Raw genomic sequence first — 19,784 nt, 5'->3', positions numbered from 1 at the left:
TGCACCCGCCGCTCGATCAGCCGGTGCACCGGCTCCACATCCGGGTACCGCCGCTCGTTCACACCCCAAGCGGCCAACTGCCGACGCTCGGCATCACTCAACAAGTCGATCTCGCCTACCGCCTGCTCGGGATGGTCGGCCAGCGCCCGCAGCACCGCCACGTAGTGGCCCGCCATTCGCTCGATGGTCTCAGGCTCGAACAGCTCCCGGGCATAACTGAAGCTCGCTTCAATCTGGCCGTCCTCGTATTCGCACGTTTGCAGCGCCAACTCGAACTGAGCGTCAGATTCATCGAAATCAAGGCGCTCCACAGTCAATCCCAACCATGTCTGCAACGAGCGATGGTCGCGCCTCAAGTGGTTGAACATCACCTGAAACAAGGGATGGGTAGCCAAATGACGCTCGGGCTGCAACGCTTCTACCAACCGTTCAAACGGGAGATCCTGATTCGCCTGAGCCCCAAGCGCAACGTTTCGCGTTTGCACCAACAACTCAGCCAACGGCATCCGCCCATCGATCTTCGCGCGCAGCACCTGAGCATTCACAAAGATACCAACGATCTTGTCCACCTCGGAGTGGTTGCGGTTGGCCACCGGCACGCCAACCCGAAGGTCTGCCTGGCCCGTATGACGGAACAGCAATGCCTCGAAGGCCGTCAGGAGAGCCATAAAAAGCGTTCCGCCATAGGCCTTCGCCTGTTGCCGGAGTCGGCCCGCCAGCTCTGCATCCAGCACGATGCGATGCCGTGCCGCGGCGTACCCGCCGTCACCTGCGCGCGACCGGTTTGTCGGCAATGCCAGCACCGGATGCTCGTCGCCCATTTGCGCTCGCCACCAGGCGAGCTGGCGTTGACCTTCTACACCGTTGATCCATGCCCTTTGCCACACCGCATAGTCGGCATACTGGATCGGCGAGTCCGGCAGCTGTGGCGACGTGCCCTCAACGTACGCACCATACAAAGTGGCCATCTCATCGAGAATGATCTGAGTCGACCATTCATCGGAAACAATGTGGTGCATCACTACGACAAGGTGATGTTCATCCTTCTCAGTCTTGAACAGCGCGGCGCGAAGCAACGGCCCAGACGTAAGGTCAAAAGGCTGCGCGCATCTCCGTTCGATCTCGTCTTTCAGACGAACTTCTTTCTCATCAGAACTCATGTCCGATAGATCGAAGTAGGGCAGACGAATATCCAAACGAGCGTGGATGATCTGCTCGGCGACACCTTCGCCGTCCGCACAGAAAGTTGTCCGTAGGGAGTCGTGACGGGCGACGAGCGCATCAAGGCTGGCGCGAATGGCATCGACATCCAGATGCCCGGTAAGCGCCAGTCCGCCGCACATGTGATAGGCGGTACTCTCCGGGTTCATCTGCCACAGAAACCACTGCCGCTGCTGGGCGTACGACAGGGGCGCACGATCGCTTCGCGGTTGGCGCGGAGTGATGCTCTGTGCAGCGTTAGTCATATGCCCGCCGCGTAGCCGGGCCTGCAACATGGCACGCTGCGTCAGGCTCAAATTTGCACGGCGTACGGATAGATCCAGACTGTCGGACATGGCAAATCTCTCAAGCGGTTTCGGACACGCGATGCGTCGTGGACTCTGTGTTCTCGATCTCTTCAATCAAACGCATCTCGATGAGCAAAGCCAAGGCAGCAATCGTGGGATCCCTGAAAAACACAGCAGGATGCAGGTCAACGCCGTAAGTGCCTCTCACCTTGGCCAGCAGTTGGATCGCAAGAAGCGAATCTCCCCCGAGTTCGAACAGGTTGTCATTCGCCCCCAGGGGAGCAATGCCAAGCACTTCGGTCCAGATGCGAGCCAGGCCACATTCAAGGTCTCCGGCCGGCGCCACATAATCGGCAGAAATGCGGGGGCGCGGATGGCTGCGATCGGGCCGATGTTGGGACGGTTCGGCAACCACGATGGACAGGATGGCATCGCCCTTCACGTCCAGGCGAGCGCTTAGGTCGGTCGTCGACACGACGATTTGTGGATGCGAAACTGCAGCAGCGACGCGCTCGAAGATCAGTACCCCTTGCTCGGGTCCGATCCCAAATTGGTCTGGTAGCTGGGTCCTTGCTGCCATGCCGACCTCGCGCCAACCGTCCCAGTTGATCGAGACCACCGGCGTACCTGGAGAACGCGCGGCATCCGCTGCCACCGCGTCGAGATAGGCATTTGCGGCGGCATAGTCGACCTTGCCCAAACCGCCAGCGAGGCTGGCGAGCGAAGAGCAGAACACAACAAAATCACGCGCCTCATTCGTGATTTGCGACATCAACACCTGAGTGCCTAACACCTTCGGCGCGAACACCTGCTCGACCGCCGCACGCTCCCGCTGCGCGATCATGCCCCCTCCCGCCAAACCCGCCGCATGGACAACCCCATGCAAGACGCCAAAACGGCGCCGCACCTCGTCGAGTGCCGCTCGCATCTGCACAGCATCGGCCACATCGGCCTGAAGGGCCAGCACCTCCGCGCCAAGCGCCTCCAACTCGGCCACCGCTTTGGCTTGATCCGACGAGATGTTGCGCCCGATCAGTACCAGCCGTGCCTGCCACTGCCGGGCCAAGTAGCGAGCGAATGTGAGTCCGATACCGCCCAGGCCGCCAGTGATCAGATAGACGCCGTTCTTGCGCAGCCGCTGGACAGGAGCATCTTCGCCTCGAAGTGCGGGATGGGCGGGCTCGAATGCCCTCACCCAACGATGCGGGCCGCGGTATGCCACAAGCGACTCGCCGTCTGGCATCTCGATTTCGGCGACGATCTGCTGCACGACCCGGTCCAGCACATCGGCGTCGTCAGAAGGCAGCACCTCGACCACCCGGCATACGAGATGCGGATACTCCTGCGGCATGACCTTGCAGGGGCCGTGCAGGGTCGCCTTTTCCGGGCACAAAGGCTCGGTTCCCGTCACATCCTCAAGCTGGTTCGCCACCACCGTGAGCGAGACCTTTCGCCCGCCAGCGGCGCCCAGCACTTGCGCTAGCGCCAGCAGACTATAGAAGCTGCGCTCAAGCACTTCTTGCGGTTGCGACGGAGCGTCTCCGAGATCGACATTCCACAGATGGCAGACATCGGACGGCAGGCCGACCTCCGCTTCCACGTGGTGCAGCAGCCGCTCGAGGTCTGCCCGCTCGCCGGGACGCACTGCGTAGCGGAGTTCCCCCATCTGAGCGAACTCGTGTCCCTGCTGCACCCGAACCACAGTTCGACCCATCGCCCGCAGTTCTTGGCACAGCCGGTCGGTCAGCCCATTTTGATCGCCGATCATCAGCATGCTGCCGCGAGGCGACACAGGTTCGTCCGCAGACCGCACCAGGGGCTGAACACGCTTCCACGTCGGCACGTAGAACCAGTCGGCAATATCGCGCCCGACAGACGCTGGCTTCTCAGCGACCTTGCCGGCCGACTCCTTGGGCGGCTCCACCCAGTACGATTGGCGTTCAAACGGGTAGGTGGGCAGCGGCACGCGACAGCCGGATACACCACGGAAGAGCGGCGCTGCCTCGACCTCAGCTCCCGCTGCCCACAATTGCGCCAAGCAGCGCGCCGGCTGGTCGGCGTTGTACGCCGCGCGCTGGGGGTGGCACTGCGATGCCAGCATCGGTCTTGCACCAGCCCGCGCATGTCGGCGTGCCAGCGTGCTCAAGGTCTCGCCCGGTCCGACTTCGAGCAGCACGCGGTCGGATTTGGCGAACAGTTCGTCCAACCCATCAGTGAAACGCACAGTACCGCGCACATGCCGTACCCAATAAGCCGGACTGCATGCCTCATCGGCAGTGATCCAGCGGCCGCTGAGATTGGAAACAAAAGGAATCTGAGGTGCAGAAAGCTCGACGCGCGACAGCAACGCCTCGAACTCGCCGAGCATGGGTTCGACCAAGGCCGAGTGGAAGGCATGCGACACGTGCAGGCGTCGCACCGCCACACCGCGGCTCGCCAGACCGCGCTCGGCTTGTTCGATCGCCTCGACGGAACCAGAGAACACACACAGATCAGCCGCGTTGACGGCAGCCAGATCGCATCCAGCATAGGGGTGAGCCTGCAGGTGCGTCTCAGGCAGGCTGACGGCCAACATGGCGCCGGGCTCAGTAGCTTGCAGCAGTCGGCCGCGCGCCGCGACGATGCTCAATGCATCCTCCAACGAGAACACACCGGCCAAGCAGGCAGCCACGTACTCGCCGATGCTGTGTCCAAGCATGGCGTCGGGCCGGATGCCTTGATGCATCCACCACCGAGCGAATGCGTACTCGACCACGAAGAGGGCTGGCTGGGTGATTGCGGTCTGCGCCAGTCGCTCTCCGGCCGTCGTTTCATCCGAGGCCGCAGGAAACAGCAGTTCGCGCAGATCCAGTGCCAGGTGCGGGCGCAGCAACTCGCTGCAGCGATCGACCGTCTCCCGGAACACAGCCTCGCGCTCGTACAACGCACGGCCCATATTCGTATGCTGCGCACCCTGGCCAGGAAAAAGGAAAGCCACCGTGGGACGATCCGACAGCGCCTCTCCATGGAAGAAAGTGAGCGAGTCACGCTGGGTGAGCGCGTGAACCGCATCCTCGCGGTTGCGAACGAGCGCAACCGCGCGATGCCCGAAGTGCTTGCGCCCGACGCGTAGCGTGTGGGCGACATCGGCCAAGCGCGGGCCAGGATGCCTCTCCAGGTACCCCGCCAGTTCGCGGTTGGCTGCCTCCAATGCCGCGGCGCTTCGCGCCGACAGCATCAGTGCCTGCATACCGCCGCCGGACGCGCCGGCGTCGTTCTGTTGCGTGACACCTTCGCTGGCCTGAGGTGCTTCTTCCAGAACCAGATGCACATTGGTTCCACCCATGCCGAAGGAACTCACTCCAGCGCGCCTCGGAGTAGGCGCCGCGGGCCAGTCCTTGGCCTCGGTATTCACATAGAAGGGACTACCGGAGAAGTCGATCTGCGGATTGGGATCATCGAAGTTCAGGCTCGGCGGCAAGGTGCGGTGCTTTAGCGCCATGACTGTCTTGATGAGACCCGTCACGCCGGCCGCAGCGTCCAGGTGACCAACGTTGGTCTTCACCGAACCGATGGCGCAATGGCCCTTGCGGTCGGTGCCACCCCGAAACGCCTGGGTCAAGGCGGCGATCTCGATCGGGTCGCCAAGCACGGTGCCGGTGCCGTGCGCCTCGACGTAGCCGATGGTGTCTGCGCTCACGTCCGCCATGGCTTGTGCTGCGAGAATCACCGCCGCCTGGCCGTCGACGCTCGGCGCCGTGTAGCCCACCTTGGCCGCGCCGTCGTTGTTCATCGCCGACCCTTTGATGACGGCGTGAATGGTGTCGCCGTCGGCAATCGCCTCGTTCAAGCGTTTGAGCACCACCACGCCGACGCCGCTGCCGATCATCGTGCCCCCGGCCTTGGCATCGAAGGCACGGCAGTGACCATCCGGTGACAGAATGGCGCCGGGCTGATAGTGATAACCGCTGCCCTGCAGCACATTGATCCAGACGCCACCGGCCAGTGCCATGTCAGCCTCGTGGTTCAACAGCCCTCGACAAGCAAGATGGACCGCCGCGAGAGAAGTGGAGCATGCCGTCTGCACCGCAACCGCCGGTCCACGCAGATCGAGCTTGTATGCGACGCGCGTAACCAGGGAATCGAGGTCGCTGCCATTGAGCAGGCCGAGCAGCGAGGCAATGTCGCTGTCACGCAGGCTCATTGACGGCAATAGATGCTGAAGCAGGTAGAGGCTTGGGCCGCTGCCGGCATAGACACCGACCATAGCCGCGCCCGTACCGCCGCCGTAGCCGGCGTGCTCCATGGCCTGCCACGCCGCCTCCAAGAACAAGCGCTGCTGCGGATCGATGCGCTCGGCCTCGCGTGGCAAATAGCCAAAGAAATCGGCGTCGAACCGATCGATGTCCTCCAGGAGGATGCCCTTCTTGACATAGCCCGGTTCGGCGAGTGCCGCAGCTGAAACGCCGCGTGCGCGCAAGTCCTCGTCGCCCAGGGGGGCGACCGATTCGACGCCATCGCGGACATTGCGCCACAACGCGTCGACATCCGGGGCACCTGGAAAGCGACCTGCCATGCCGACAACGGCGATCTCGACGCCGGTGAACGCTTCGGGTGTATGACTCATGAACCGGTCCTCTCCATCTGCGGCCGACGCGGCAAGAACGCTTGCCGCTGCCGTACCGCCCGCTCTGCGACTTGTTGCCGCGTGTCGCCCGTGGCTGGGCCTGTGGTCAGAAACCCTGCCAGGGACTCGATCGTCGGATACCTGAACAGATCGACGACGGAAGGAGTGACTGCAAAACAATGGTCATCGAGGCGCTGGTGGAGTTTGAGCAGCAGCAGCGAATGCCCTCCCAGCTCGAAGAAGCTGTCGCGTCGGCCGATGCGCTCCATGCCGAGCAACTCGGCCCAGAGCTTCGCCAGCACTGCTTCCACTTCACCTTGCGGGGCCTCGAACGTGAGCTGACTCGGGCGTTCGGGTTGGGGCAGTGCGCGCCGATCCACCTTGCCGTTCGGGTTCAGCGGCAAGGACTCCAGCGACACGACCACGCCGGGCACCATGTAGTCCGGGAGCACACGGGTGAGCCGGGCGCGCAGCTCGCGCACATCAAGCGACATCCCCTTGTGCGGCGACACGTAGGCGACCAGCCGGGCATCCTTCTCCACCGCCACCACCACCGCCTCTCGGACCTCGGGCTGCGCCAGCAACTGCGCCTCGACCTCGCCCAACTCGACACGGAAGCCGCGGATCTTCACCTGATGGTCGATGCGCCCCAGGTACTCCAAGTCCCCATCAGCATTCCAACGTACACGGTCGCCGGTGCAGTAGAGACGGCCACCATCCGAGTCGAAGGGGTCCGCCACGAAACGCTGCGCGGTGAGTCCTGCCCGATCCAGGTAGCTGCGGGCGAGCAGCGGGCCGCCGATGTACAACTCTCCAGCCACGCCGGCCGGCACCGGCTGCAGATCGACATCCAGCACGCGCAAACTGCGGCCAGGCAGCGGCCGGCCGATTGGCATGTGAACCGGCAGTGCACGTTCACCCGCAACATGGGCGGTGCAATCAAGCAGGGAGGCGACGACCACCGCCTCAGTCGGTCCGTAGGTGTTGAGAAGTTTCACCCCGCTCAGGCCGGCCTCGTTCCAGACCGGCACGGCCTCGGCAGGCATGGCCTCGCCACCGATATGAACCTCGCGCAGGCTGCCGTAATCGCGTTGTCCGGTACGGGCGAACGACTGGATCAGCGCGAACCAGTAGGCTGTCGGCAGATCGACGATGCTGATGCGGCGTTCGCGCACTTCGCGCAGGAACTCGTCCGGACTCCACAGATCCGTCCCGCGCAGGACGACGGTCGCCCCCAGGATCAGCGGCGGAAACAGCTGCTCAATGAAGCCATCGAAATTCAGCGTAGCGAACTGGAGCATCCGGTCGTCCGGCGTCAGGCTGGAGAACGCCGCCGACAGCTGGGCGTGTTCGACGAGCGCGCGATGCGCGACAGCCACGCCCTTGGGCTTGCCGGTTGAACCGGAGGTGTAGATGACATAGGCGAGGTTCTCGCCGTGCAGTGCGATCACAGGCGTATGGGCAGGCTCGCCATCGAGATCGAGTTCGTCCAGCGCCAGAACATGCAGCGCTGGTCCGGCGGGAAGCCGCTCGCGGACGTGGCTTTGGGCAAGCACGAGCCGGGTCCGGCTATCCTCGACCATGGCAGCCAGCCGCTCGGCCGGATACTGAGGATCCAAAGGAACAAAGACCCCTCCCGCCTTCAGGATGGCCAGCAATGCCACGATCATGTCGATCGAACGCTCCACCGCCAGGCCCACCCGCTGCTCGGGCGTCACCCCTAGGCCAATCAACCGGTGTGCAAGTCGATTGGCGCGGGCGTTGAGCTCCGCATAGCTCAAGGCCTCATTGCCCAGGATCAAGGCTGTCGCATTGGGCCGGTGCGCCACCTGGCGTTCGATCAGGCTATGAACCGGTTCCCCATCGGGGTAGCGCTGCGGGTTTTGCGCCCATTGCTCGATCTGTCCCAACTCCTCGCCGTCCAGCATTGCAACGTCGCCCAGCGACTGCTCGGGCCGCTCGACCAGCGCACGCAGCAGCACGATGTAATGGCCGGCCAGACGCTCGATGCGCGACGGCTCGAACAGGTCGCGCGCATAGGTCAGATGGGCAGTCACACGACCGTCCGAATGCTCACGGGTGTCCAGCGTCAATTCGAACTGCGCTTCCTGTTCGAGCAGCGGCAGCCTCTCCACGACCAGACCGGTCTGGCGCGCAAACGCGCCGTAGTCCTCCTGAAGGTGGTTGTACATCACCTGGAACAAGGGACTGTGGCTCAGGCTGCGCTCGGGCTGCAGCGCCTCGACGAGTTGCTCGAAGGGCAGGTCCTGGTTCGACTGAGCGCCAAGTCCAGCCTCTCTGGCCTGAGCCAGAACTTGGGTAAGGCTCATGCGCCCGTGGAGACCCAAGCGCAAAACTAGCGTGTTGACGAAGAAGCCGACCACCGCCTGCAACTCGGGACGGCCGCGGTTGGCGACCGGCACGCCGACCCGGATGTCATGCTGGCCGGTATAGCGGTACAGCAGCGCATGGAAAGCGGCCAAGAGAACGGTGAAGAGCGTCGCCCCGTGGGACTCGGTCAGCCCGCGCAAGCCCACCAGCAGCTCATCCGGAATCTCGAACCTGTGCTGGGCTGCACGGTAGCGGGCCACCGGCTGGCGCGGATGATCGGCGGGCAAGGCAAGCACTGGCTGCGCTTCACCCGGCTCAACCTCGAGCTGCTTGCGCCAGAACGCCAACTGGCGTTCATGTGCGTCCTTGTCCGGGTGGCCGTGCTGCCAGGCGGCGTAGTCCGCGTACTGAACGTCAAGAGCAGGAAAGGTCGGCGCTGCCGCGCCGGCAAGCCGCGCCGCGTACAGCGCCGCCAGCTCATCCACGAGGATCTGCATCGATGCCCCGTCGGAGACGATGTGATGCATCACCAGCGCCAGCACATGAACCTGATCGGCCAGCCAGACGAGGGCGGCGCGCACCAGCGGCCCGCGGGTGAGATCGAAGGGCTGGGCGTTGAGCGCACGCAGGGCCTCGGCCGTGCGTGCCTCCCGCTCGGTGTCCGCGGCATCGCGCAGGTCGATCAGATGCAGATCCAGCGAACCGCCCGGCTGGACGATCTGCTCCACTTCGCCGTCCGCTCGCGCACGGAAAACTGTGCGCAGCGACTCGTGCCGCTGGGTCAGGCCGGCGACGGCCTCGCGCATGGCCTCGGCATCGAGCGCGCCGCTGAGCCGCAGCGCACCCTGGACATGGTAGGCGGTACTTTGCGGATCAAGCTGCCACAAGAACCACTGCCGCTGCTGGGCCGATGAGAGCGGCAGGGGCTGGGCGCGGTGCTCCGCAGACAGCACCGGGATGACGGATGCCGACTCCCGCACGCCCGCTTGCCGGCTGCGCCGAATCGCTGCGCCTTGGTCCTGCAGGCGGGGATGCTCGAACACCAGGCGTGGCGGGAAATCGCAGCCCCACCGCTGCGCAATACGCGCCGCCAGTTGCACCGCTGCGAGCGAGTTTCCGCCCAGAGCGAAGAAGTGCGCGTCGCCAGCATAAGGCCGTGTTGCATCGTGCTTGAGAACGTCACGCCAAACGTCGGCGAGCGCCCGCGCCAATTCATCGAGCGGCGGTGTGTCGATGCCGGCAGACTCCGCACCACCTTCCTGCCCACCAACGGCGCGACCGCCCTCGAAGAGCGCATAGGCATCCAGCGACCGATCCATCCATCCCTTGCGGCAGGCGCTGCGCTGCAGCTTGCCGCTCGACGTCTTGGGCAGCGCACCTGGATTGAGCAGCACCACAACCCGCGGCGCCTCGCCACACTGTTCGCTCACCACCGCGCTCAGCGCATCGGCCAACGCCTGGGGGGCGATGAGCTTCTGCAGTCCGCGCGACACCTCGGCCGCGAGGCCGATGCCTTCCTGCCCATCCACGTCCACCGCGAAGGCCGTCACCCTGCCCTTGCGCACCGCCTCCACCTCGGCTTCGACGGCGCGCTCGATGTCCTGCGGGTAGAGGTTGTGCCCGCGCACGATGATCATGTCCTTGAGCCGGCCGGCCACGAAGAGCTCACCCTCACGCACGAAGCCGAGGTCGCCGGTGCGCAGCCAACGGGTGCCGTCGCGCTCGACGAAAGCCTCTGCCGTCTCGCGCGGCTTGTTCCAGTAACCCGCAGCAATGCTGGGGCCAGCGGCCCAGACCTCACCGATGGCGCCTGCCGCAGCAACCTCGCCAGTCTGCGGATCGGCGATGCGTATATCGTGGGCGGAAGGCACCCGGCCGCAACCGACCAGCGCCGTGCCACCGGCCGCCTCCACGGCTGTGCGCCGCGACAGCGCGTCGGCATCGAACCGGTTCACCACCATTCCGCTGCCGCGTCGCCCGCCGGTCACGAAGAGCGTGGCCTCGGCGAGGCCGTAGCACGGATACACGGCGCCAGCCTGGAATCCAATCGGCGCATAGCGCTCGATGAAGGCGTCCATGGTGTCATGCCGCACCGGCTCGGCACCGGTATAGGCAATGCGCCAGCTCGAGAGATCGAGTCCGTCGACCTGAGTCTCCTTCACCCTATCCAGGCACAGCCGATAAGCGAAGTCCGGACCACCGCTGATCGTGACCCGATGACGGGAGATCATTTCGAGCCAGCGCACCGGTCGCTCCAGGAAGAAGCGCGGTGAGCACAGCACGCAGGGGATGCCGCTGTAGAACGGCTGCAGCAGGCCGCCGATCAAGCCCATGTCGTGGAACAGCGGCGACCACACGCCGAACTTGTCTTCCGCACCGATGGAGAGCCCTTCGCGGATCGCGCGCTCATTGGCCATCAGGCAGCCGTGCGTCACCATCACACCCTTGGGAGACGAGGTGGAGCCGGAGGTGTACTGCAGGAAAGCGACGTCCTCGGGCGCAGGCTCGTGCGGATGCCACTCGTCCGCCGTGGCGAGGTCGACCTCATCCACGGCGATCACCGACGACAGGCCAAACTGCGCGGCGGCCCCGCCAACCAAGCTCCGAATCGCACTGGCGGTGAGGATGCCGCGTGCCTGGGCATCGGCGGCGATGCCCGTCAGGCGCGCCAGATGCTGAGGGCGAATCGACTCGGGGGGAAACGCCGGCACCGCGATCACGCCCGCAAAGAAGCACGCGAACATGCTGGCGGCGTAGTCACCGTCGTTATCCAGCAGGATCAGCACCCGGTCGCCCTGGTCGAAGCGGCGCTGCAGCAAGGCAGCCAGGGCTCGCACGCGTTGGTCGAACGCCCGATAGGTGAGCGCCGCTTCGACAAGTTGGCCATCCCGCTCTTCCGCGACGATCAGCGCCACATCCTCCGGCCGATCCGCCGCGAGGCGCCGAAGGCATTCGACGAAATTGTGCGGAGGGGTGAAGGCGTGATCCGGAGAGATGGTTTGAATCGTCATCGGGTGTCCTCGCTGGCCGCCAGGCTCAGAACTTGTCCAGGTTGTCGTGGGGCTCGGCCATCGCCACGACCACTTTGCGCGGCCCCTTGAAGGGCGAACGCGCATGGGCGATCAACATGTTGTCGAGCATCGTGACGTCCCCCTTCTCCCACAGGAACGACACCGTCTCGGCATCCAACACCGCCCGCACGTCATCGAGCATGGCGTCGGGAATCGGGGAGCCATCGGCGAAGTAGGTGTTGCGCGGCACGTTCTCGATGCCCAGCAACTCCTCCAGCGATTCGCGCACCTCGGGCTGCAGGTTCGAGATGTGGAACAGATGCGCCTGGTTGAACCACACCAGCTCACCGGTGACCGGATGGGTCTCGACGGCCTGGCACAGCTGCGTGGTACGCAAGTCCCCGTCGGGCTTCCACTCCCAGCGGATCGCAGCCTTGCGACAAAAGGCTTCTACCTCGTCACGGCTCTCGGTGTTGAACACCTTCTGCCAAGGCACATCGAAGTCACCGAAGTTGCGCACGTAGATGATCCCGGGCGCAAAGCGATCCCGGATTGCCGCAGGCATGCGCCGGTAGATCGCCCGGCTGTCGGCAATCGGTGTCTCACCCCCTTCCGCTGCCGGTGTGACGCAGTGGAACCAAGCCTTCATCGGCCACATGCGGGTGTAGGCCTGTTCGTTGTGCAGCGGAATCGACTGGTGGGCTGGGTACTCGGTCGTCGTGTAGACGCCGCCGCCAACCTCCGTGCGCGGGGTGGAGCCAAAATCGTAAGAAAGCAGCGGATGGCCGAAGCCCGCCGCAAATGCACGGAAATCTTCCACGCTGGGCACATCAAAGCCCCGCAGCAGCACGCCTCCGACGGTCGAGACCATGGATTCGATGTCTGAGCGCAATCGACGCTGCGCGTCCAGCAGGGACTCCCCCGGCATGGACGGCGTGATCAGCGCGGGTAGATCGGACCCCACTGGCGCCTTGCGTTCGAATCGAGTCAATACCTCATTCATGTCGAATCCTTCCTATCAGCCAATATCGTCTTGAGCGGCCTGTCCACTAACACTGCGCCGCAGCAACGCGCCTGAGGAATGGCTGAGGCTCCTCGTGGAGCGCGCAGGCCACCGCCGCTGCATATCCCGCAGGGACATCGAGTCGCCATGCCCCCAACCGGGGCCATGCAGGTTCTGCGTCGTGCAGGCGATAGCGACGGTCGTCGCCTGCTGCGGGCATTTCCACGGAGAGCCGCTGGAGGTGGTCGGCCACGCCCACACCGACCGCCTTGAGCACCGCCTCCTTCACCACCCAGCGTTCGAAGAACCCGGGCTGCTGTCCAGCATCCATCTGCCGCTCGCGGGCAGAAAGCACCTGCAGTTCCAGACTCGGAACGTCGAGCGACGGATCGCAGCGCTCGATGTCCACACCAACGGCGCCGCGGTCCGAGATCGCGATGAGCGCATGGGAGCCGGCATGGGACACGTTGAACTCCACGCGCTGATCCGCCCCACACGGCTGGGCATGCTGCGGCTTGCCCCGGGCGCCGACGAAAAAGCGCAGATCCTGTGGGCGACGCCGCATCCGAGAGGCAAGCAGACGCCGCAAAGCGGCGCGGGTGGTCGCGTAGCGCACGCGGTCCTCGGCCTTCGCGTACCGAAGCGCCCTCGCCCCCTCGTCCTCGGCGAGGACCGCCCAATCCGCGTCGGCCACGGGCGCGGCAAGGTCCAGGTCAAGCCGCCAGACCTGGACGTGTGCAGGCACGGAATCAGGCAGTGCAAGCTGCTGCATGCTCTGCTCCAGAAAATCGATGCACCAGATCGCGCACGACGGCCGCCAACACCTCCCGCTCGCACGGACGAATGAAGAAGTGCCCCCCGTCGAACCAGTCCAGAGAGAACCGACCACCTGCCTCCTGGCGCCACGCCTCGATGCGGTCTGCGGCGATGTCGTCGTTCCTGCCCGCAAAGACATGGACGGGAACAGGCAGCGGCGCGGACTCGACATGTCGAAAGCTCTCGCATACGCGGTAGTCGGCCCCCAGGGTGTCGAGCGTGAGCCGCAGCAGTTCCCCGCTGGCGAACACCTCGTCCGGTGTACCGCCCTGCTTGCGCAGATCGGCGACCAAGGCTGCGTCGTCGTTCTTGCCGGCGAAACGCTGCGGATCCCGCCGCGACGGCGCCGGGCTGGCGGACGCGAACAGCGCCCACGGCAAGGGCCGCTCCAGCGCGCGCTGGCGTTGGGCAATGCCATAAGCCAGCAAGGCGCCCATGCTGTGTCCGAAAAGGGCGTAGCGGCCGCGCAGCGAGTCGGCATGCTCATCGCAAAGCTGCGCAACGAGCGGCTCGAAATCCTCGACGAAGGACTCGCCCAGGCGACCACCCCGGCCCGGCAGCTCCACGGGAACGATGCGAATCCACTCGGGGAGCAGGCGACGCCAGCGCAGGTACATGGTGGCGCTCGCGCCTGCGCACGGCAGAGCCAGCAGGTCGACGTACGGGGGCCGCATGGAAGGCATCACTGGGTGGCTACGGCGGAAGCGTCCACGACCTTGGCGGCCTGCTCGTCCATCCACTTGCGCAGCGACAGCGGGCGCATGTCGGTCCAGGTCTTCTCGACGTATTCGAGAACGGTCTTCTTGTCACCCTTGATCTGGACACCCTTCTCGTCCATCACGGCGGTCCAGCCACCGGGCACCTTCTTCCAGTGCGGCCAGATCGAATACTGGCCCTCATGGTTGACGAGGACGATGAAGGTTTCATCCTCGCGATCGAAGCAACTCGTCGTCATCTGGCATCTCCTTGCGTTGCAGGTAATGGGAGCCGGGCACCGAGCAGCGTTTGCCTCTCGTGAATTGCCCGTCCTTGCCATCAAGACGAGGCAGCCGAGAATTTGTTTAGTCCATCTCCGTCTCGGTCCGTCTCACGACGTGGCGACGGGATCCTGTGCTCGCAGCAGGACAGCGCAAGCAAGGGGGCATCAACGGCCGCGTCAGCAGCTTCGAGGACCCGACGAAGACAAATGGCGGCTACCGGAGACCGGTCGCCGCCATTGGAAGTGGGTGGGGAGTATGGAGAACTACACCCTGCCCGCGATGCTCACTCGCTGGCAGGGTCGCTACATCGGGACGGTGGCGAAAGATCGTTGACTGGCGGCACCAGACCCGCAACCAGCCAGATCTTTGCCGCCTTGTCGTAGGCAGCCCGGTTGGCGGGATCAGCCGACAACCAGGCCGCCAACTCTGCGTTGAAGGCCGGATCGTCAAACCCCACCTCATGCTGCCTCTGGACCCAGGTCCAGGCAGTGTCCCAACAGGCGTCTTGGCGAGGCGAAGGTTTGTTGTTCATGGAAGGAGCGCAGTCATGCAGCAATGCCTCCAACAATATCAAGATGAAAGCACTGTGACCAGAGTGCTACAACCTGTATCGACACTGGCGTGCATGCATCACGGCGTTGTTGCCTGGACGACGAAACCACTCTGACCGCCCCAGCAGGGAGCATGCATGCCCCTGGGGCCTTCAGTCGTCGAGGATGTCGCGGCAGCCAGCCAGCGCCGTCATCACATCCCTGATCATGAAATTCACGAGTGTGGCCGAGACGCCCACGATCTTGGCGATCTCCCGCTGAGTCCTGCCTTCCAGGCGATACAGTTCGAACACGAACCGCGTCCTTGGCGGCAGCGCTGCCAGCGCGACTTCGATCCGCTCGAGCATCCGGCGCTCGTCGATGCCCGCATCGGCCGGTTTGCCGCCTTCGACCTCAGGCAGATCGCCATCAGGGCTGCTGACAATGCAGCTGCCTTCCACCACGCGGCGCCGGCAATAGTCGAGAGCCATGTTCCGCACGACCTGACAGCAGTAGCCGAACGGGTTCAGGACTTCCCGGGCGCACACCCCGTCGACCAGCTTGAGGTAGGCATCCTGCAAGACATCGTCAACCTGGCCGTGGCGGCCAACAATCTTTGAGGCTATCGAGCGAAGATCGCTACGGCGCGCGAGATAGACCTCGACCAGCGCATGTTTCGGTGAATCAACTGTCGTCATGAAGACCTCCCTGGTCAGGTCAGCCACCCAGGGGCGGCACAAGATGCTCTTTCACCGAGGGACACTGACGCTCGGCGGCGTCTTCCTGGTGGTCTCGCGGTGCGCGGCGGCCTGAGGTACTGGATTTGCACTGGGAATGACCGCCGGAAGAAGGGAACGACGCGCACGCTCCGTGGCCCCGCAACTCCAGACGACGCCAATGGGCGTTGGTCCGGCCAGCAACGTCTCTCTGCGCCAGCCATCAATGGCTCTGCGGTTGAGGAACTTCGATCCAGCAGGCGAAGATGGGATGGCCGTCGATCACCATGGGAGATGCGGCACGGTGGGCCAGAAAGCCCGCGCGGCGCAGCAGCCGCTCAATCCCGAGCGGCGACACGGTGATGAGACGTTGAACACCATACTCGGCAGCCACCTTGAGCACCGAGCGCAGCAGATTGACCGCAACCGGCGAGGAGAACTGCCTGGACGCGCCACCAACAGGCCCCGCCTCGAGATCAACCGCCGTGAAGCGCGAGAGCTCCCACACCTCGGGATCCCTGGGCACGGGCAGCGAGCCCATCAGTTGCGGAAACACTTCGCCCAGCAAATAGGGTCGGTGGGTCGGCAGAAGACGCGCCATGCCGACCACCTCCTCGCCTTTGCGGGCGACCAGGTACAACGTATCCTCCCGGTCGAACTGGTCCAGTTCGAGCCCGTCGCGGCACGGCAGATCCCAGCCCAGCATTTCGACGAAGACCCGGTACCGGAACCGAGCCACCCGACCCATCATGTCGCCAGCCAGGGTGCGCTGCGTACCTGCAAGAATTTCCATCTGATGCCCATTGATAAATGCGAATGCTTCGCATTTCACATCAACCTATGGACGTAAGGAAACTCCCCTATTGTTCAGGTGCACAAACGGATGCCTTGTGCGTCCGGTTTTTGCGTATGGAAAGTCCTGGGCGATGAGCCGCTGCAGCGCAGCACCGCTCGCCATGGCGTGAGCAGGCGGGCTCGCCAGGCCCACCAGACGGCGGGCATCATGACGATCGGCTCTCAGGACAAGAGGCGGGGCATTCTGCCCGCCCAGGACAACAAGACCCTTTCCGACTTCAGGTTATCTGCGGCAGAGCAAGTCTGGGGCTGCTTGACGCGGACTGGTCAGGTGGTGATAGTGCGCCGCTCAATGGCAGCACGCGTTTCACCTGCCCATGGAATGGCGTCGACGATGCTGGCGAGCACCTGCAAATTGCGGTCCCAGCCGTAATCACGCTTGGCGCTGTCGATGAGCATCACATTCGAACGCGGCAAGCCAACCCGCATGCAGTTCGCCTCACCGGTCTGCAATCGATCAAGGCGCCAGTCCCAACCCAACGAGACAGGCTCGGCCATCCCCTCACTCACCCATTCGGTGTACCCCATGATGGAGGTTATGGTCCCGCAACGACGCACCTGACTCGGATCATCCTCGTCCAAGCCAGACACCAGATGCACCAAGCGAACAGCCAGCAGATCCTCGAGCGCGATCCGCAGGAAGCCATCACGAGGCGCTGCGGGTTTGGCTTCGGTTTCCACCAATCGATTCACCTCTTGAACTTCGGGCGCCCATCCTGGGCTCCTGACGCCCGGAGTGTCGGCAGTCCTTGCACTCAAAACAACAAGCCCATGGCGACCGCACGGGCAACAGCCGCGGTGCGATTGACTGTGCCGAGTTTTTCTGCGGCGTTGCGGGTATGGAACTTGACCGTGGCCACGGAGATGTCCAGGATTGCGGAGATCTCGGTGACGGTCTTGCCATCGGCCGCCCAGCGCAGCACCTCCTTTTCCCGGATCGACAAGGGGATGCTCCACTTCGCCGCCAGCACCCTTCGGAACCCCTGATGCGCGGTTTGGGCAAGCCAACGCATGCGGTGCTCCTTCGCAGCCAGTTCCTTGTCCGTGAGTGGCTCGCTGGTTCTCGATAGCGTCAGCATGCCGCCGACGCTCAGCCCCTCCAACGTTGACTTCGCCCAGCCGACACGCAAGCCGGCGTCACGCGCGTCGTCCCAGAGTTCGGGCGTCGTCGCGAAGACCTCGTCGCCCCAGATAATAGGCTGCTGCGACACCGCCCCCAGCTGCACCGTCGGATCAACGTCGAGATAATTGCGCTCTGCGTAGCGTTGCTGCCAGAGCGTCGGGTAGCTGTTGAGCATGACGGTCCTCGGACTGGTGACCGGCACCGGAAGCCGCATGCCGTACGCGCAATACTCGAAGCCCAATTGCTCGGCGGCGTGCTGCACCTTGTCAAACAAGGCGTGCTCGCTGTCAGCCCGATCGATCTCGTGGAGTAGGTCATCCGCCCAAGTCATCAACACCTCCGAACAAGCGGGGGCCCGCTCGGTTGCGCCCCGTGGGCTGCCCAGGGTTCGAACCGAGCGGCTCCACAGGAATGGGAACCGCTGTCTTGCGACAAGCGCTGCTCGGCTCCGTCTGCCTTGACCAATCAGGCCCCCTGGGTGGACAGAATTCCGGCTTGATTTTTTAGAGTAGCACGCCTTCGTAGACAAGCCGCACGGTTTAGCAGAATCGCATAACAAGGCAATGACGCGGGCGCCCAGGTGCCGGCACCTCATCCAGGCAAACGGTCGTCCAGCATCGCGCCGGCGGGAACAGTCATCGGTAACTCGACGTCGGTGTAAAGATCGGTCATCAGCTCGAAAATCTCCGGCCTTCTGGGGAGCAGTTCCCGCACGGCCTGCTTCTCCGTGATCCCGAGGATCAGTCCAATCTGCTCCTCGTCAGCACCGCGCGCGTCCAGCCGGAACGCGACCGTCCGCCTGAGTGTCATCGCCGAGAGGCCATGCATGTTGATGCGCTTGAAGATGCGGCGGTAGGTGTCGAGCATCTGGCGGCACAGGAAGCGAGTTCGCCCGTCCACGTCCTGGCACTGCACCACGTAGGGCTGCCCTGCGTCGTTGAGGAAGAGCCGGTCGGTCGGCGTGAAGCCCCGATAGGGCGCCTCGGCTTCAGGCACCGTTCCGTGTTGCACCAGGCGAAAGGCCAAGTAGCTATCGATGGCCTTGACCGCCGCCGCGCTCCGAAAAAACAGCGGACGCTCCTTGCGGTTCACCGACACCGCCGCGCGCATCACCGAGCAGGCGCGCACGGCCCCACCCGGTTCAAGGTAGTCAGCAATCTCCAACCTTGCCACCTCGAGAGGTCGCGCACCCGTGGCCAGCACGACGTGAATCAGCGCCATGTCGCGCAGCGGCGTCGGACTGCGCAGACCCGCCCGATGGATCATCGTTCTCACATCCTTGTCGGAGAGGACTTGGGGCGGAGCATCGGGCAGAACCTCACCGGCTTCGAACTGATTGAGCGCCGCATCAACACCTGCCCTTGCTGCGCGCAGCTTGTGCACATAGCCCGTCGCCTCGGGGTTGAGCCCGTCGATACCGACCTTGCGTTGCAGCAGCTTGGCCAAGCGCTTGACACGATGTTCGATGGCCGTCCGGGTCAAACCATGGGCGGCAGCAACGGCGTCATAGGTCCCCCCGGCAAGGACTGCCCTCAGTATCGCAATGGACAGGCGGGTTGACTCACTGTGCATTTCAAGCGCGGTGCATGCGGAATGGCTTGCCTCCGATGCTCTCGATCCAGCCCCATGCGGGACAGGAGAAGTTCGGCCCAAAGAAGGCCGAACTCGACATCAGCTTCCGCCCGGGAAGCGGGTTGGATGTGCCCAGCCCACACTCGCCCGTCCGCGCACAACACGCACCGCTCATGCACACCCCACCTCAAGCAGTTCCGCTCCTGAGGTCGATCCCCGCGTGAACGGGCGGGCTCGACGCCCTGCCCGCCACAAACAACCGCCCCAAACCGCCTACCCGACGAGAGAACACGCTTCCCAGGTGACACGGCATCTCCTTGTCGGCCAGGACGGCCGGTGACATTGGCATCCCCAAGACCCGGGCACGCCAGAGATTTGGACGTGGCGCGCTCGCGGGCCATCGCACGGTGACCGTCGCACGCGCGACACTGAACCGGCTTGCGGGTCATCGCGACCCGGCGCACGTCCTGACGGACGATCCGATCCTCATCGGCGTCGCGGTCGTTACCCGCCCCTCGCTAAGAAGTGCCGCCTCCGCCGCCCTTGCGCCGGAGAAAGCGGCACTGCCGCACAACGAGCGTCACGCGCTGTCGAGACGCCACACATGCATCGCAAGCAGCCCGGTCGTGAGACGACCGAACGTCGCAGTCTGGGTCTGCACTGCTTCGGCCCGCACCTTCAACCCCATCGAGGAGTTCCACTCCTCATGACGGGCGTGGGGACTCCTTGTTTA

13 protein-coding genes are annotated in these 19,784 nt (G+C 64.3%); all 13 read right to left on the bottom strand.

The window, feature by feature from the left end:
- On the bottom strand, positions 1-1,556 hold a 1,556-nt coding region (locus HNP55_RS18470), incomplete at its 3' end, for a condensation domain-containing protein (protein ID WP_246448510.1).
- A gap of 10 nt (positions 1,557-1,566) precedes the next feature.
- On the bottom strand, positions 1,567-6,114 hold the full coding sequence (locus tag HNP55_RS18465; RefSeq protein ID WP_184302698.1) for a type I polyketide synthase: 4,548 nt from the start codon (positions 6,112-6,114) through the stop codon (positions 1,567-1,569).
- A complete protein-coding gene (locus HNP55_RS18460) occupies positions 6,111-11,456 on the bottom strand; it encodes a non-ribosomal peptide synthetase (protein ID WP_184302696.1) in 5,346 nt (1,781 codons plus the stop codon). The genes HNP55_RS18465 and HNP55_RS18460 overlap by 4 nt, the downstream gene beginning before the upstream one ends.
- Before the next feature lie 25 nt (positions 11,457-11,481).
- The gene (locus HNP55_RS18455) at positions 11,482-12,459 is read right to left on the bottom strand and encodes a TauD/TfdA family dioxygenase (protein ID WP_184302693.1); all 978 of its coding nucleotides are present in this window, start codon (positions 12,457-12,459) and stop codon (positions 11,482-11,484) included.
- Between the two features lie 46 nt (positions 12,460-12,505).
- On the bottom strand, positions 12,506-13,231 hold the full coding sequence (locus HNP55_RS18450) for a 4'-phosphopantetheinyl transferase family protein (RefSeq protein ID WP_184302690.1): 726 nt from the start codon (positions 13,229-13,231) through the stop codon (positions 12,506-12,508).
- Positions 13,209-13,949 carry a thioesterase II family protein gene (locus tag HNP55_RS18445; protein WP_184302687.1) on the bottom strand — a complete coding sequence of 247 codons (741 nt, stop codon included), beginning with the start codon at positions 13,947-13,949 and terminating at the stop codon, positions 13,209-13,211. Before HNP55_RS18445 ends, HNP55_RS18450 begins: the two co-directional genes overlap by 23 nt.
- A gap of 8 nt (positions 13,950-13,957) precedes the next feature.
- Positions 13,958-14,230 carry an MbtH family protein gene (locus tag HNP55_RS18440; protein ID WP_184302684.1) on the bottom strand — a complete coding sequence of 91 codons (273 nt, stop codon included), beginning with the start codon at positions 14,228-14,230 and terminating at the stop codon, positions 13,958-13,960.
- Positions 14,231-14,538: 308 nt separating this feature from the next.
- The gene (locus HNP55_RS18435; RefSeq protein ID WP_184302680.1) at positions 14,539-14,787 is read right to left on the bottom strand and encodes a DUF4880 domain-containing protein; all 249 of its coding nucleotides are present in this window, start codon (positions 14,785-14,787) and stop codon (positions 14,539-14,541) included.
- A gap of 171 nt (positions 14,788-14,958) precedes the next feature.
- A complete protein-coding gene (locus HNP55_RS18430; protein ID WP_221439663.1) occupies positions 14,959-15,483 on the bottom strand; it encodes a sigma-70 family RNA polymerase sigma factor in 525 nt (174 codons plus the stop codon).
- 241 nt (positions 15,484-15,724) lie between these two features.
- A complete protein-coding gene (locus HNP55_RS18425; protein WP_184302674.1) occupies positions 15,725-16,294 on the bottom strand; it encodes an acyl-homoserine-lactone synthase in 570 nt (189 codons plus the stop codon).
- Between the two features lie 329 nt (positions 16,295-16,623).
- Positions 16,624-17,037 (bottom strand): DUF4902 domain-containing protein, encoded by a 414-nt coding sequence (locus tag HNP55_RS18420; protein ID WP_184302671.1) that lies wholly within the window; start codon positions 17,035-17,037, stop codon positions 16,624-16,626.
- A gap of 74 nt (positions 17,038-17,111) precedes the next feature.
- A complete protein-coding gene (locus tag HNP55_RS18415) occupies positions 17,112-17,810 on the bottom strand; it encodes an autoinducer binding domain-containing protein (RefSeq protein ID WP_184302668.1) in 699 nt (232 codons plus the stop codon).
- Between the two features lie 260 nt (positions 17,811-18,070).
- Complete coding sequence (locus HNP55_RS18410) at positions 18,071-18,925, bottom strand: site-specific integrase (protein ID WP_184302666.1); 855 nt, start codon at positions 18,923-18,925, stop codon at positions 18,071-18,073.
- Between the last annotated feature and the right edge of the window lie 859 nt (positions 18,926-19,784).

This window comes from Roseateles oligotrophus (assembly GCF_014204525.1).
GTDB classification, from domain to species: domain Bacteria; phylum Pseudomonadota; class Gammaproteobacteria; order Burkholderiales; family Burkholderiaceae_C; genus Paucibacter_A; species Paucibacter_A oligotrophus_A.
The sequence above is the reverse complement of the archived record's forward strand: the minus strand, read 5'-3'. Positions and strand labels throughout refer to the sequence as shown.